This window comes from Kitasatospora sp. NPDC057738 (genome assembly GCF_042798815.1).
GTDB classification, from domain to species: Bacteria; Actinomycetota; Actinomycetes; order Streptomycetales; family Streptomycetaceae; genus Kitasatospora; species Kitasatospora lactacystinica.
In genome coordinates this window covers 115,823-129,006 of sequence record NZ_JBHVJT010000004.1, presented here as the reverse complement: position 1 = coordinate 129,006, position 13,184 = coordinate 115,823, and the positions used below count along the sequence as shown (strand labels likewise).

Sequence of the window (13,184 nt, the reverse complement as noted above, 5' to 3'; positions counted from 1 at the left end):
TGCGAGCTGCCTGGCACCGGTTGTGCTCTGTGTGGGGGCGCGCGTGGGGGCGCGGGTCGGACATCGAGCTGATGCAGCGTTCGCTGGCCTTCGCTGCACTGTTCTTCGTGACCTTGGTGCCGCTGCTCATGGTCATCGCGGCGGCTTCCCCGGCCCGCGGCAACGGGATCGCCCAGTGGATCACCGACGGCCTGGGGTTGTCGCCACGTGGCGGCCAGGCCGTCGAGATGCTGTTCAGTTCACGCGGGCAGGTCCTCAGCACGACCACCGGGTTCAGCCTCGCCGCGCTGGCTGTCTTCGGTATCTCGCTGACGAGTGCGATGCAGGGCGCCTATGAGCGGATCTGGGGCCTGCCGGGAGGACCGTGGCACCGCGTGTGGCGCCAAGTCGTCGCGCTGGCCGGGCTGACCGGCTATCTCGTCCTCGCGGCGTGGAGCGGTGTGCCGTGGCACCACACCGCCGTCCAACCGACCTTGCGGATCCTCGCCACGGTGCTGGGTGGCCTGCTGCTGTTCTGGTGGCTTCCGCGCTTTTTGCTCGGGGCCCGTGCCCCGCAGCGGGGGCTTGTGCCCGGTGCGGTGGCCACGATGGTCGCCCTGGCCGGTCTTCGGTTGTTCTCACGGCTGGTCTTCGCCCCGTTGCTGGTCTCCAACGCGGTCTCCTACGGCACGGTCGGCGCAGTCCTGGTGGTCCAGTCCTGGCTGATCGGGGTGGGCTTCACCGTGTACGGCGGAAGTCTTGTGGGGTGGGCCCTGGTCGGCGGCGACCAGTCAGCCGCCGATGACGATGGTGAGGGGGATTAACGGCGGTCGCTGCATGTCGGCATCCGGTGAGTAACCGGCTGACGAGGATAGCGGGACATTGCCGGGCGAAGCAGACGACTGATCCGGTGCGGCACGGGATCGAGACTGCGGCGCGATGCCCGCGGCGCTGGTCGCCGGGGCCGCGGGAGGTCCGGCGCCAGGGGTTGGCTGAGCGGATGAGGCCGGCTCCGACGGCATGCGCGCGAGGGCAGGCCGGCTCGGTTCTTCCGGCGGTGGAGATCCAGCCGGCCAGCGCCGCCGTGAATCCGTGCGTAGCCGGGATTGTGGGTCCATCCGGGTTCCGGTCAAACGCTCGTGCTGTGGGCCGTCCAGCATCAGTGGCACCCCGGAACGTGATGCCCGCAGGCGGGCGGGGTCGGATCTAGAGAGCGGGGCGGCGAGCCGCCATGAGGTCGGATCCGGGGGCTTGCACAACGTGCAGTCCTGCGGCTTCGAGTTCCTCGGTGAGCCGCTCGGGCGGGGCAGGCCACATGTCGAACGCCTCCCGGGTCTCGCGCAGGAGCTCCTGCTCTCGTTCGACGCGGTAGGTGAAGACCACGCGCAGGATGCCGCGGTGGGGCCGACGGATGACTTCGGCGCTGTACTGGTCGGGGCCGACCCGCACCGGACCGAGCCGTCCCGCTGCCTCGCACCCTCTCGGCAGGCCGGCGGGCGGCGGATCGAACAGGAGCAGGCCGCCGGGCAGGAGGGCTGCCGAGATCGCCTTCCAGGTGGCCCGCCTGGTCGGGGGATCCAGGCAGGCGATCATGTTGGAGGCGACGGCCAAGTCCGCCACGGCCGTCAGGCCCGCCGCCTCGAGGGGCTCGGGGTGCACGGTGACGCGAGCGCGCTGGTCCGCCCCGAGGTGGGCCAGGCGCGACAGCAGGGCGGTGCGCATGGCCGGGGCCGGTTCGACGGCGTGGACGGGCACACGGGAGGCGCGCAGCAGGACCTCGGTGACGGTGCCGGTGCCGGCACCGACATCAAGGACCGCGTGGCGGGCCCGGCTGGCGGCCGCGGCAAAGCGCCGCTCGGCCAGACGGCGGTCGGTCTCGGCCTGCAGGAGATCGTAGAACTCTGCGGAGACCGCGTACCCGCTGTCGGGGGAGTCGTCCACGGCTGTGCGTTCAGCCGCGTACGGGCTGGAAGTGCGACGGGTCCGCGAGGGCGCTGGAATCGAGACAGGCGAGGAGTTCGCCGACATCGGTGTGGACCTTGAGGGCTCCGGCCGAGCCCAGGGCCCGCTCGCCGAAGCCGCCGGAGAGCACCGCCACGCAGGTGACCTGGGCCCTGGCGGCGGCCTGGACGTCCCACGGGGTGTCGCCGACGAACAGTGCCTCGCCCGGTCTGGCACCGGACGTGGCCACAGCAGCGCGGACGAGGTCGGGGGCGGGCTTGCCGGCTTCGACGTCGTCGGCGCTGGTGGCGTGATCGATCGCGTCGTCGGCGGCCAGCACCCTGCGCATGGTCTCCAGGTCACGTCCCGAGGCGGAGGAGGCGAGGGCGATCGTCCAGCTGCGCCGTTTCAGTTCCCGCAGCAGACCGCCGGCGCCGTCGAACACCCGCAGGCGCGACCAGAACCGGGCGAAGAGCGCCTGGTGCGCCGCGGTGATCGCCTCGTCCTGGCGGTGGTCACGGCCCTCGCCCAGCACGTGGTCGAAGAGCTGGTCACCGCCCATGCCGATTGCCCCATGGATGCGGGCCATCGCCGGGGTGTGGCCGAACTGGGTGAGCGCCTCGGTCCAGGCAACGGAGTGCCAGTAGCTGGTGTCGAGCAATGTACCGTCGACATCGAACAGCGCTGCGGCCGGCATCGAAGCCTCCCTCACTCACGCCCCGGCATGTCCACCCTGTCGACGCTACGGCCCGACGACCGGCCACGCACGCGGCGCCAGGCCGTTTGCCCCGCTGTTTCCGGGAAACCCGAGGCAGGGTGGAAACTGCCTGCCGGACCATCGTCATCACCGGGGCCAGCGGCGGCATCGGCCGCGCGACCGCCGTGCTGTTCGCCGCCGACCATCCCGGGCGGCGGGAGTACTGGGTCGGCGGCAGCACGGTGGCGACCCTGGTGGCGAACGCCGCCGTGCCCGGGCTGCTGGACCGCTACCTGGCCCGCACGGGCTTCGACTCCCAGCAGGAGGACCGCCGACGCCGCGCCACGGACCCGGACAACCTGTTCGAGCTGGTGGATGCCCGGCGGGACTTCGGGGCGCACGGCCGGTTCGACGACCGGGCGCGCGGCTGGACGGGTGCAAGCCGGTTTGCCCGGTGTTGGTAGCGGGTTCCTCTCACGGATGCGGGGAACACGCACCCCGCAGTCATCGGACAGGAGTGTGTGATCATGCCTCGCGGATCGAGTCCCAAGCGGGAGCGGCAGTACGAGCACATCAAAGACAGTGCGCTGGAGCGTGGTGAGAGCGAGAAGCGCGCCGAGGAGATCGCCGCGCGCACCGTGAACAAGGAGCGTGCCCGGCACGGGGAGTCGAAGACCGCCAGCCGCAGCTCGGTGAAGGACATGTCCTCCTCCCGTCGCGGTGGGCTGCGTTCGCACAGTGGCGCCCAGGGGCCGACGAAGGAGCAGCTCTACAACGAGGCCAGGCAGCGCAACATCCACGGGCGCTCGAAGATGAACAAGAAGGAACTCGAACATGCCCTGGGCCGATAGGAGCTGGTGACCGTGGGTGCCGCTCCTGTGTCGTCCGAGCCCGATGTCGCCCCGGTTCCACTGCCGTCGCCCCCGCCGCAGCCGCCCAGCCCGCCGGAGCCGGTGGAGCCACCAGTGCCGCCGGATCCGCCCGCGCCTCCCGGCTCGCCCGAACCGCCCCCTGAACCGCCGGCCCCGCCCGGCCCGGGCGAGCCCACGGAGCCTGCTTCGCCGGAGCCCGGGCACCCCCGCCCGCCGGAGCCTCCCGACTGACCCGGAGCCCATGACACGGCCGGGCAAGGGCTGACCGTGACCGAAGCAGCCCTGCTGCCGTTCGCGGTGGCCATTCCCCTGCTCGGGGCGGCACTGCTCGCCGTCGCCGGTCGCAGACTGCCCCGGACCGGCTGCGACATCCTGGCCACCACAGCCCTCCGCCGGCCCGCTGCCGACCGGCACGCGGCTGCCCGAGCTGTACGGGCGCTGCGCCGCCTGCGTTCTGGACATCTCGGCGACTACCTCGCCCGGCTCGCCCTCGGCGTCACGGTGCTGTGCGTCGCGATCGCCGCCCAGACCTGAATCCTCCCTGGCCCCTACAGCCGCTCCTCCATGCCGATGGCTGCCTTCAGATCCTCGTAAGCCTGACCGCGCTTACCTTCATGCTGCTCCAGCATCGCCCGGACGATCGCATCCAGCTTGCGCTGGATGGCATGCTCGGCCCGTCGCTCGGAGTTCTTCAGCATCGCCAGCAGCAAGAGCGTCACCGCGCCCATCGCATCGCCCACCAGAAGCTGCCACTCGATCGGCAGCCCGGCCACATGTACCGCGACGACCGCGCCCACCAGGCACAGGCACACCAGCGCGAACAGCGGCGAGCTGGTGAAGTTCGACGCCAGCTCCGCGAACTCCTCGAACCGCCCGCGCCGACCGTTCCCATGCTTACGAGCAGGATGCTGAAACGTCATGCCGACGCCCTCTCCGTCCGGTACGCAAAGACAGCCGCCTCCACTGTCTACCGACACCGTCCCCGGCGGGCCGCGGGCGCGGCAACACGCCACACGGTGCCCTCCGCAGGCGATGATCGCCATCAGCCCGTCACCGTCGCCCACGGCGTTGCCTGCGGGCAGCCGGGTCGGCGAGGCCTCTGGGCAACGAGCATGCGGGTTGGTGGGTTGCCCCCGACTGGCGCGGTGATCCTCAAGGGTGTCGCCGAGGCCGGTCGAGCGGGCGACTCCGGCGGCCCAGGCCGGTGGATTTCGAGCCCATCGGTGGGGCAGGATCATAAGCGGACAGCTTCCCTCGCGCGAGGAGGCCGATCATGTCCGCCCACCACTGTCCGCCGAGGACGTCTGCCGGCCCGGCCCTGCGGATCACGGTCGCAGACCTGCCCGGGACAGCCGGCACCATCCGCCGGGGCGGCAAGGACGACCATGACCGGCGCGGTCGGCTGGAGGACACCCTCGTCCGCGCGGTCAAGGACGGCCCGCCCCGTGAGATCGACCTGTCCCACCTCCTTCTGCGCGACTCCACTCGTCTCGACGCCCTGCTCCAAGCGCGCTTCGGACGCCTGCGCTGCCGCGACCGCCCTGGTCTCGGCCGTCCCGTTCGCTCGGACCAGGCGCCTGCTGGAGGTCACCGGCACCGACAGGGCTTCACCGTCCGCGACACCGTCCGCGCCGCCCTCGCCGACGCCGGTGCCCCACCTGCACCATGAGGTCCGCCATGGACACCTCCGAGCGCTACGCGATCACCATGCCGGGCCCACCAGGCGCGCAACGCCCGCCCGAGATCGTCGTTGTCCACGCCACCGGCGACAGGACGTCCGACGGCATCCCGATCTACGCCGACGACACCGGAACCTTCAGGGTGGAGATCCAAGCCGGTACGGCCAGGCCCTTGGACGCCGCCACAGGGCCCGGCCGGCACACCTGCCTGCACGCCACCCCGCTGCTCTGACCGCAGCATTCCCACCCGTCCTCGGCCGGGACAGCAGCCGTACCCGCGCGATCATCCTCGTTTCGAGCGCCTGCGGTGCGTTGAGCTGTCTCTCGTAAGGCACGTCACCAGGGGACCGCGTCCCGAGGCTCGACCACGAAGCGCCGGAGCGAATTCAGGGAGTGGATCCCCCCGGTCAAAGCCCGGGGGCGTAGGGGGCGATTCCGACGATGAGGATGTCGCGGCGCCCTTCGTTCCCGTCGTCACCGAGGCGGACGGGGCCGACGTAGTGGCTGACGCGTCGGTCGTGCACGCCGTAGCCGTCAAGCGGCTCGGTCAGCACGAAGCGGTCGTGGATCGCTTCCGGGGGCAGCGCGTAGGGTTGCCGGCCGGCGCTCTCCGGGGTGGCGATGACGTTCTCGCCGCCCTTCACGTTCCGGCGGCCGATCAGGTGGGCGAAGGTGAAGGTGGCCGGCGAACCGCCGTCCTGGTGCAGGCAGTTCGGTGAGGACACCGCCTCCTGCTCCTGGTCGTGGACGCCGAGCGAGATCAGGTGGATGCCGACGTAGACGGGGACGCGGTGCAGGTCCTCCAGCCACAGAGCACGGTCCAGGTCGGCGCGGACGAGGGCGTCGAGCAGCCGGTTGCGGTGCAAGGCCTCCGGGATGTCGGGCAACCGGCGCCGCACCCGGGGGTACTCGGGGTTGTGCTCGTCCTGCCAGTACTCCGTGACGGTGCCGAACTCCTCGTCGGGGGTACCGGGGATGTAGGACAGCTCGCCGGTCCAGGGCAGGTGGACGGCATGCGAGTAGCGGCGGAAGCGGTGGGTCTCACGGGCGTACGGATCCGGCGGCAGGCCCTGGTAGGAGTCGGCGAGCCGGGTGAAGTCCTCGGCCAGGGCCACGGTGTCGATGCCGAGGTCCGCGGCGTTCAGGCGGGCGTACCCGTCTCGGCGCACCCGACCGCCGCGCTCGGGCGGTTGTCCGTGCTGCTGCGCTCTGTCGTCCATCGGCTTCTCCGGGCGGTCGCGGGCGTCCGTGGACATGGGGCCGGGTGCCCTTCCGGCTTCCTCCACGCTGGCACACCCGTCGGGGTCGCACCCCCGGAGGGTCCGCCGTGCGGATGACCGGGGCGGGACGGCCTGCGGGGTGGTCATGCAGTTCGCGAGGTCGTCCACGACCGCGGGCAGGCCGCCGGCCCGGTGGGCGGCACGCTGACGGTGGGCGCCGCTGCCGCGGATGGCCAGCCGGTCGACGAAGGCCGTGACCCGCTCCAGGTCCCCCAGGTCCTCCAACGCCGCGCCGATGTGCTCGACCAGCCTCCGTGCGCGCTCCGGGGCGGGCAGGACGCGCCCGGTCAGCGCGTCCGCTCCCGGCCCCGGCCAGCCGTCGCGGGTCGCGTACCAGTACGCGCCGCGCAACAGCTCACCGCGCAGCCGGGGGCCCTTGTCGTCGCGCTCCGCCAGGCGGGCGGAGGTCACCACCAGACCGCGCACGACGGCCGCCAGGGCCACCGAGTCCGCGGACTCGGCCGGAACGTCCATGCACCGCACCTCCAGCGTCGGCAGGCGGGGGTGCGGGCGGGTGTCCCAGAACGGAAGCTCGGCGAAGGAGCTCCCGCCGACCTCCGCCATCGCGCTGGCGACGCGCCGGTAGTCGTCGAAGGACTCGACCCACGGTGGCGGTCCGAGGGAGGGGAAGCGCAGCCGCAGCACCGAGCGCCAGCTCGCGTATCCGGTGTCCCGTCCGGCGTGGAACGGCGAGTTGGCACTCATCTCCACCAGCAGCGGCAGCCACGGGCGCAGGTGGTTGCCGACCAGGGCCGCCACCTGGCGGTCGTGCAGGCAGACGTGGACGTGCAGGGCGCAGACCGCGAAGTCGTCCATCAGGGTCCGGAACAGCTCCACCCCGTCGCGGTACCGGGGGTGGTCGCCCACCGGCACCGCGCTACCGCCCCCGATCACGGGCGTCGCACTGGGACATACCGTCAGGCCCTCGGCCTCGGCGCACGCGGCGAGCGTGCGGCGCAACCGAACGAGCTGGGCGGACAGTTCGCCCATCGTGGCGCACGGTGGTGTCCGCACCTCGACCTGGAGGTCCGTGAACTCACCGGACACCAGGTCTCCCAGCACGCCCGCGGCGCGGGCGGCCAGCCGCGGACCGCCGGGAACCACGGCCCGGGTCGCGGGGTCCACGACGAAGTACTCCTCCTCTACGCCTACCGTCGGTGGCAGCTCCTGGCCGTGGCCCGTACCGCCCGGGGTGCCGCTGTCGTCCACCTCACCAGGCTCCCTCTCCTCGCTTGTGTCGGCATCACGGGGGTCCGGCAGGCGTGGCGTCGGGTGGCCGGCCTCGGCGTGCGCCCCGAGCCCGTCGTGCAGGGGTGGTGTGCTCACCGCTGCGGTGCCCGGTGTGGCAGGTGTGAACCGTGCCCAGTCGGGCAGCCGCTCGGCATGCTGTTGATCCGCCCACCCGGGGTCTACGCGCCCCAGGGTGACACCGAACTGCTGGCCGCCTGTGTGGGACGGGAGCCGTTGGACGGCTCCAGCCGGGTGCTCGACCTGTGTACCGGGACCGGGGCCGTCGCGATCGCGGCGGCGCGCAGCGGGGCCCTCGTCACGGCGGTGGACCTGTCCGCCCGGGCGGTGGCCGCCGCCTGGTGCAACACCCGGCTGCACCACGACCGGGTCCGGTTGCGCCGGGGCGACCTCCTGGCGCCGTTGCCCGGTGAGCGCTTCGACCTGGTGACCGCGAATCCCCCGTACGTCCCGACGGACCCGGCCGGGGCGGCTCCCGGCCGGGGTGCAGCGCTGGCCTGGGACGCCGGACCGGACGGACGGTTGGTCCTGGACCGGATCTGCCGGACGGTTCCCGGGGCGCTGGCCGAGGGCGGCGTGCTGCTGGTCGTGCAGTCCGCACTCGCGGACGTGCCGGCCACCCTGGCGCTCCTGCACACAGCCGCACTGCGTACGGAGGTGGCGGCGCGACGGCGGCAGCTCTTCGGGCCGGTCATGACGGCCCGGGCCGCCCTGTTCGAGCGGCTCGGACTGATCCGGCCGGGCGAACGCGAGGAGGAGCTGGTGGTGGTGCGCGGTGTCCGAGAGCGTTGAGCGCCCCGCCACCCGGGTGTTCGTCGTGCCGGGTGGCCCGCTGCTGGTCGAGGGACCGGTGGAGGTCGTCCTGCCGGACGGCACTCGGCGGCTGTCCGACCGTCCGGTGGTGGCCCTGTGTGCCTGCCGGCGCAGCCGCACGTACCCGTTCTGCGACACCAGCCACCGGCGGCACGGGCGATCGCCGCGGCCTGCGGAGCGGGACCACCGGGACTCGGACGGCCCGGCCGGCGGGGAGTGAGCGCGGGGACGCGTGCCCTCCGGCGCCGTTCGCTGCCCACGGCGTACCCCGCCCCGCGGTGGTCACAGGTCGGCCGGTCGGACGGTGACGGCCGTCGACCGGCCGATCGGTGCCCGCGTTCCGGACGAGGGCGACCGCGCGGCCCGGGACGCGTGATTGGGCCGGCACCGGCGGGGCAGGCGCACGGTACGGCCGGGACAGCCCCGGTCGAACCGTGAGAGGAGGCCGGGATGAGCATGGTCAAGGAGTCCGTGGACGTGGACGTCCCCCTGCACACCGCGTACAACCAGTGGACGCTGTTCGAGGAGTTCCCGCGCTTCATGGAGGGCGTCGACTCGGTGACCCAGCTGGACGACCGCCACAACCACTGGCGGACCAGCATCGGCGGCGTCACCCGTGAGTTCGACACCGAGATCGTCGACCAGCTGCCCGACGAGCGGATCGCCTGGCGGACCACCGACGGCGAAGTGGACCAGAAGGGCGTGGTGACCTTTCAACAACTCGACCAGGGCCACACCCGGGTCGCCATGGCCATCGACTTCCGGCCCGAGGGCATGGTGGAGAAGGCCGCCGACGTCACAGGAGTGGTCGACCGCCGGGTGAAGGGAGACCTGAAGCGGTTCAAGGAGTTCATCGAGGAACGCGGCACGGAGGAGGGCGGCTGGCGCGGCCGGATCAGTCCGGGCTGAATCCGCTGTCGACCGTCCACGCCACCGGCCGCCGGGACACCCTCCTGGCGGCCCGTGGCCATGCCGGATCAGGAACGGCTGATCCGGCATGGCCCATGGCTCGGCGGGTACCCGCCGAGCCCTGGGTGCGCGTTCGCGCACCCGAGGGAAATCCGCGTACCAGGAGGAGAAATGACCCAGCACGGCAAGGTCCTGGCGATCGTGACGAACTACGGCGTCGAACAGGACGAACTGCTCGTCCCCGTACTGCACCTGCGCGAGAACGGCGTCCACGTCGACATCGCCGCCCCCGAACAGGACGGGATCCGCACCCTGGTCGGGGACAGGGAGCCCGGCGAGACAGTGCAACCGACACTCACCCTCGACGAGGTCGACGCCAGCGACTACGACTTGCTGCTCATCCCGGGCGGCACCATCAACGCGGACACCCTCAGGCTCCACCGGGCGGCCGTTGACACGGTGCTCGCCTTCACCACCGCCGGACGGTCCGTCGCCGCCATCTGCCACGGCCCATGGCTGCTGGCCGAAGCGGGCGTGGCCTACGGCAAGCGGCTCACCTCCTACCCGTCGCTGCGTACCGACCTGGCCAACGCCGGCGCCACCTGGGCCGACGAACCGCTGGTCACGGACGACGCCAACAACTGGCGGCTGGTGACTTCACGCAACCCCGGTGACCTCGAACACTTCCTCCGGGGAATCGATGCCGCGCTGCGTACCCGGGCCGGGGCCGCCGACCCGCGCTGAGTGCGGGCCACGTGCGGACGACCGTTTGGCTCCGGGGCTCCCGAGGGACACGCAGGGGCGATGGGAACCCGCCCATGACGGAGACGGGGCTTCAGGGCCCGCCGGCGGGCCGCCCCCTACCCGGCAAGGACACAGAACGGAGCATTCGCCGTGCACTACGACGAAGACCTGCTGGAGCAGCTGACCGCCGACCACCGGTCCGTGCTGGTCCACTTCAGCGAACTCAGTGGCGTACCCAGTGGGGACCTGCAGCGCAAGGACCTGGCCGATCTCGTGACCGATCAACTGGTCCGCCACACCCGGGCGGAGGAGCAACACCTCTATCCGATCGCCCGGGACCGGTTGGCCGACGGGCCGGCCGTTGTGGAACGCGAACTCGCCGACCACCGCGCGGTGGAGGCGTTGCTGGAGGAACTCCGCCCGACCCACGTCACCTCGCCCCGCTTCGACCGGCTGGTCGCCCGGCTGGCCGAGGAGGTGACCCGGCACGCCGGCGACGAGGAGGCGCGGCTCTTCCCGGCCGTACGGGCCGTAACGAGCGAGGCCGAGCTGCGCGACCTCGCGGTCAGGGCGCGGGAGACCAAGGAGTCCTCGACCGGTCGGCCCCGCCATCAGCCACCCACCGAACGCCCGGCGGACCGCCTGCCGCCACCTGAGCGGTCGGTCGTCGAGCGGGTGCGGGACTTCCGGGCTCCGGGCGGACCGCACTGACCCCGCGCGGCGCCCGAACCCATCGACCGTGGGGCCGCCGGTCGCAGTCGGTGACGATCCGTACGACCAGCTGCCGGAGCGACGGACAACCCGTCTGACGTCCAGTGAACCCCCGTCGCGGCTGGCACCGGGTTCGGCACGGGCGCGGCTTCCTCCAGCGCGATGCGACGGGTGCGACGCTAGGTGACGACGATGCCGTGGCCCGACTCAAGGGTCCGGGCCCCTCGCCGGCGCCTACGGACTTGTGGATCTGTCCCAGGTTCAACGGTCGCATCCAGGTGGTGGGTGCGCCGCCGACCGGCCCGGTACCTGTGCCACCCGGACTTCCGGGCCCGCCAGGAGGAGGCCAAGCACGACCACGTCCTGGCCGTCGCCGTCCGTGGCCCTAATTTCGGGTTCTGGATCACTTTCCGGGCTCTGTCGCTGATTGAGGGGTTCCTCCTTGTTGATCACGGTGACAGGAGGATGCGGCGTCGCAGGAGGTCGAAGTTGGCCCGGCCGTACATCTGTCTCTTCAGCAGTTTGATCCTGGTCACGTTGCCTTCGACAGCGCCCGAGGTGAGGGTGGTGGTCAGGGCGGCGAGGACAGCCGCGCGGTCACGTCGGATCCCGCCGGCCAGCGAGCGGAGTTCTCGTTGTCCGTCGAGACGGACATCGGCGAGCCAGACGTCGAGGGCCAGGTGCTCGCTGCGGCGCTCGCGAACCATGGTGGCCAGGCGCCGGGCGTACTCGGTGGTCGTGGCCAGCGCGGGGCTGCGCTCGCACAGCTCCTCAAGGCACTTGCGTTCGGTGTCGTCGAGCCGGTCGGGTCGGCGCATGATCCAGTCCGTGACGCGGCGCACGGTCAAGTGAGGAAGCGGGGCCTCCGCCGGGATCGCTCCGTTGCGGTAGGGCCGCAGGTGCCGCTGGACGGTGTTGACGTCCCCGCGGTAGCCCAACTGCTGGATCTCCCGCGTGAGCGCGGCGGCGTTCGTGCAGCCCTCCATCCACCGGTGGTGCAGGTAGCGCCGGTAGTCGTCGACCAGGCTGGGGCGGTGGGTCGCGGCCACGAGGAGTTGCTCGACGTCGGCGGCTCGGGCGAAGCGCAGGACGGTGCCACGACTGAGGCGGAGTTCACGGGCGATGGCACGAAAGCTGTGGCCGCGTTCGATGCGTTCGTGGATCTGCTGGTGGCGCTCACGGGTCCGGGCGACCAGGGGACGCGGCCTGCCGTGGATGTCCAGCTCGTTGAGGGCGGTGGTCCCGGAACGGGGCACGTCATCGTGGTTGTCACCGGCGGTGAGGGGTTCGCGCAGGTCGGCGCGATGGCGGCCGACGACGCGTTCGACGGCCTCGGCGAGGTTGTGCAGGAGGTGCCAGGCGTCGGCGACCTGTTGGGCTTGTGGCGCACCGGCGCGGGCGCCGTCGCGGAAGGAGTCGGCGCGGTCACGGCAGATGATCCGCACCTCGGGGTGGTCGCGCAGCCAGGCGGCGAAGGTGTTGGCGGTGCGGTCCGTGAGGACGTCGACCGGGCGGTGGGTGTCCATGTCGATGAGGATCGTCGCGTAGGTGCGACCGCGGCGCACGGCGAACTCGTCCACACCCAGGCGCGGGACGAGGCCCGATGATGGGAGGGGCAGTGCTCGGATGAGGCGCAGCAGTGTGTCCCTGCACGCGGTCATGGCCAGACGTCCCGAGAGCCGGGCTCCGGCCCGCCCTCCCAGGAACAGTGCGATCTCGGTGAGTTGAGCGGTGAGGGCGGTCGTGCGGCGAGCGTGTCGGGACGTCAGATCCGGGATCTGCTCGGCGAACGTCCGCCGCCCGCACCGGTCGTTGCCGCACACCGGACGCCGCGCTCTCAGTTCCAGGCGCACCCGCCTGCCGGCTACGGGGCGATCTGCCAGTCGCCGCTTGTAGTAGCAGTGCAACCGCGACGATCTGTGCTCGCATCCCGGACAGGCGGCCGACGCCGCCACGGACCGTACGGCAAGGCGAACCTCGCCCTCCCCGACAATCATCTCTTCGATCTCCACCCCGACACCCGGGAAGAGCAGGTCAGCGACCCGAACTCCATCAGCCACGCCCAGGTGATGCCCACCTATCTGTGGCCCCGCGCGAACCCCTCAATCAGCGACAGAGCCCGGAAAGTGATCCAGAACCTAATTTCACCCGTCGGCGACACCGAGTTCCTGCCCGGCAAGTAGGAACGCCTGGGACTGCTCGGTCACAGGATCGCGGGATCACGGCATAGAAGTCCACGTCGGTTCGGCTCTGCCCTCCCGAAGCTGCGTTGGTTTCGGTGCCCTGCCTCGCGTCTGCCGCCCGGCCACCG

At 71.8% G+C, this 13,184-nt stretch carries 17 protein-coding genes; 12 read left to right on the top strand and 5 right to left on the bottom strand.

Translation table 11 applies throughout. From position 1 onward, the window contains the following. Window positions 1–71: 71 nt before the first annotated feature. Complete coding sequence (locus ACFVGO_RS03680; RefSeq protein ID WP_359904070.1) at window positions 72–803, top strand: ribonuclease BN; 732 nt, start codon at window positions 72–74, stop codon at window positions 801–803. Between the two features lie 382 nt (window positions 804–1,185). Here the strand turns inward: ACFVGO_RS03680 and ACFVGO_RS03675 are convergent, their stop codons facing one another. Together ACFVGO_RS03675 and ACFVGO_RS03670 are read right to left on the bottom strand one after the other, a co-directional pair. Further along, the gene (locus ACFVGO_RS03675; RefSeq protein ID WP_359904073.1) at window positions 1,186–1,920 is read right to left on the bottom strand and encodes a class I SAM-dependent methyltransferase; all 735 of its coding nucleotides are present in this window, start codon (window positions 1,918–1,920) and stop codon (window positions 1,186–1,188) included. A gap of 10 nt (window positions 1,921–1,930) precedes the next feature. Next, window positions 1,931–2,617: an HAD family hydrolase gene (locus ACFVGO_RS03670; RefSeq protein ID WP_359904076.1), complete on the bottom strand. Its 687-nt coding sequence runs from the start codon at window positions 2,615–2,617 to the stop codon at window positions 1,931–1,933. A 119-nt stretch (window positions 2,618–2,736) separates the two neighbouring features. Here ACFVGO_RS03670 and ACFVGO_RS03665 point away from each other — a divergent pair, with 119 nt between their 5' ends. The 3 genes from ACFVGO_RS03665 to ACFVGO_RS03655 all read left to right on the top strand — a co-directional run bounded on the left by ACFVGO_RS03665 (window position 2,737) and on the right by ACFVGO_RS03655 (window position 4,023). Beyond that, window positions 2,737–3,081 (top strand): hypothetical protein, encoded by a 345-nt coding sequence (locus ACFVGO_RS03665; RefSeq protein ID WP_380630775.1) that lies wholly within the window; start codon window positions 2,737–2,739, stop codon window positions 3,079–3,081. Window positions 3,082–3,144: 63 nt separating this feature from the next. Next, window positions 3,145–3,468, top strand: coding sequence for a plasmid stabilization protein (locus ACFVGO_RS03660; protein WP_359904079.1), 324 nt, complete (start codon window positions 3,145–3,147; stop codon window positions 3,466–3,468). 288 nt (window positions 3,469–3,756) lie between these two features. Then, window positions 3,757–4,023 carry a hypothetical protein gene (locus tag ACFVGO_RS03655; protein ID WP_359904082.1) on the top strand — a complete coding sequence of 89 codons (267 nt, stop codon included), beginning with the start codon at window positions 3,757–3,759 and terminating at the stop codon, window positions 4,021–4,023. A gap of 14 nt (window positions 4,024–4,037) precedes the next feature. Here ACFVGO_RS03655 and ACFVGO_RS03650 read toward each other — a convergent pair whose 3' ends face one another. Beyond that, window positions 4,038–4,409, bottom strand: coding sequence for a low affinity iron permease family protein (locus ACFVGO_RS03650; RefSeq protein ID WP_359904085.1), 372 nt, complete (start codon window positions 4,407–4,409; stop codon window positions 4,038–4,040). Between the two features lie 353 nt (window positions 4,410–4,762). Here ACFVGO_RS03650 and ACFVGO_RS03645 point away from each other — a divergent pair, with 353 nt between their 5' ends. Both ACFVGO_RS03645 and ACFVGO_RS03640 read left to right on the top strand, forming a co-directional pair. Beyond that, window positions 4,763–5,158: a hypothetical protein gene (locus ACFVGO_RS03645; RefSeq protein ID WP_359904088.1), complete on the top strand. Its 396-nt coding sequence runs from the start codon at window positions 4,763–4,765 to the stop codon at window positions 5,156–5,158. An 8-nt stretch (window positions 5,159–5,166) separates the two neighbouring features. Then, window positions 5,167–5,400: a DUF6296 family protein gene (locus ACFVGO_RS03640; protein WP_359904090.1), complete on the top strand. Its 234-nt coding sequence runs from the start codon at window positions 5,167–5,169 to the stop codon at window positions 5,398–5,400. A 175-nt stretch (window positions 5,401–5,575) separates the two neighbouring features. Here ACFVGO_RS03640 and ACFVGO_RS03635 read toward each other — a convergent pair whose 3' ends face one another. After that, window positions 5,576–7,657 carry a YbdK family carboxylate-amine ligase gene (locus ACFVGO_RS03635; RefSeq protein WP_359904093.1) on the bottom strand — a complete coding sequence of 694 codons (2,082 nt, stop codon included), beginning with the start codon at window positions 7,655–7,657 and terminating at the stop codon, window positions 5,576–5,578. 174 nt (window positions 7,658–7,831) lie between these two features. Between ACFVGO_RS03635 and ACFVGO_RS03630 the strand changes: the two genes are divergently transcribed. The 6 genes from ACFVGO_RS03630 to ACFVGO_RS03605 all read left to right on the top strand — a co-directional run bounded on the left by ACFVGO_RS03630 (window position 7,832) and on the right by ACFVGO_RS03605 (window position 11,262). After that, the gene (locus ACFVGO_RS03630) at window positions 7,832–8,488 is read left to right on the top strand and encodes a HemK2/MTQ2 family protein methyltransferase (protein WP_359904096.1); all 657 of its coding nucleotides are present in this window, start codon (window positions 7,832–7,834) and stop codon (window positions 8,486–8,488) included. Continuing rightward, window positions 8,472–8,729 carry a CDGSH iron-sulfur domain-containing protein gene (locus tag ACFVGO_RS03625; RefSeq protein ID WP_380630774.1) on the top strand — a complete coding sequence of 86 codons (258 nt, stop codon included), beginning with the start codon at window positions 8,472–8,474 and terminating at the stop codon, window positions 8,727–8,729. The genes ACFVGO_RS03630 and ACFVGO_RS03625 overlap by 17 nt, the downstream gene beginning before the upstream one ends. Before the next feature lie 230 nt (window positions 8,730–8,959). Continuing rightward, entirely contained in the window at window positions 8,960–9,418 is a 459-nt protein-coding gene (locus tag ACFVGO_RS03620) for an SRPBCC family protein (RefSeq protein ID WP_359904102.1), read from the top strand. Window positions 9,419–9,589: 171 nt separating this feature from the next. Further along, complete coding sequence (locus ACFVGO_RS03615; protein ID WP_359904105.1) at window positions 9,590–10,162, top strand: type 1 glutamine amidotransferase domain-containing protein; 573 nt, start codon at window positions 9,590–9,592, stop codon at window positions 10,160–10,162. A 150-nt stretch (window positions 10,163–10,312) separates the two neighbouring features. Next, complete coding sequence (locus tag ACFVGO_RS03610; protein WP_359904108.1) at window positions 10,313–10,873, top strand: hemerythrin domain-containing protein; 561 nt, start codon at window positions 10,313–10,315, stop codon at window positions 10,871–10,873. Between the two features lie 104 nt (window positions 10,874–10,977). Continuing rightward, on the top strand, window positions 10,978–11,262 hold the full coding sequence (locus tag ACFVGO_RS03605; protein WP_380351542.1) for a hypothetical protein: 285 nt from the start codon (window positions 10,978–10,980) through the stop codon (window positions 11,260–11,262). A 60-nt stretch (window positions 11,263–11,322) separates the two neighbouring features. On the opposite strand, the gene ACFVGO_RS03600 is transcribed toward ACFVGO_RS03605, so the two are convergent. Next, window positions 11,323–12,870: an ISL3 family transposase gene (locus ACFVGO_RS03600; RefSeq protein WP_359904126.1), complete on the bottom strand. Its 1,548-nt coding sequence runs from the start codon at window positions 12,868–12,870 to the stop codon at window positions 11,323–11,325. Window positions 12,871–13,184: the final 314 nt, after the last annotated feature.

What these genes read in the sequence shown, in the direction of transcription:
- ACFVGO_RS03680 (WP_359904070.1), top strand. Translation starts at nt 72, where the DNA reads ATGCAGCGTTCGCTGGCCTTCGCTGCACTGTTCTTCGTGACCTTGGTG.
- ACFVGO_RS03670 (WP_359904076.1), bottom strand. Translation starts at nt 2,617, where the DNA reads ATGCCGGCCGCAGCGCTGTTCGATGTCGACGGTACATTGCTCGACACC.
- ACFVGO_RS03660 (WP_359904079.1), top strand. Translation starts at nt 3,145, where the DNA reads ATGCCTCGCGGATCGAGTCCCAAGCGGGAGCGGCAGTACGAGCACATC.
- ACFVGO_RS03650 (WP_359904085.1), bottom strand. Translation starts at nt 4,409, where the DNA reads ATGACGTTTCAGCATCCTGCTCGTAAGCATGGGAACGGTCGGCGCGGG.
- ACFVGO_RS03645 (WP_359904088.1), top strand. Translation starts at nt 4,763, where the DNA reads ATGTCCGCCCACCACTGTCCGCCGAGGACGTCTGCCGGCCCGGCCCTG.
- ACFVGO_RS03640 (WP_359904090.1), top strand. Translation starts at nt 5,167, where the DNA reads ATGGACACCTCCGAGCGCTACGCGATCACCATGCCGGGCCCACCAGGC.
- ACFVGO_RS03630 (WP_359904096.1), top strand. Translation starts at nt 7,832, where the DNA reads ATGCTGTTGATCCGCCCACCCGGGGTCTACGCGCCCCAGGGTGACACC.
- ACFVGO_RS03620 (WP_359904102.1), top strand. Translation starts at nt 8,960, where the DNA reads ATGAGCATGGTCAAGGAGTCCGTGGACGTGGACGTCCCCCTGCACACC.
- ACFVGO_RS03615 (WP_359904105.1), top strand. Translation starts at nt 9,590, where the DNA reads ATGACCCAGCACGGCAAGGTCCTGGCGATCGTGACGAACTACGGCGTC.
- ACFVGO_RS03600 (WP_359904126.1), bottom strand. Translation starts at nt 12,870, where the DNA reads ATGATTGTCGGGGAGGGCGAGGTTCGCCTTGCCGTACGGTCCGTGGCG.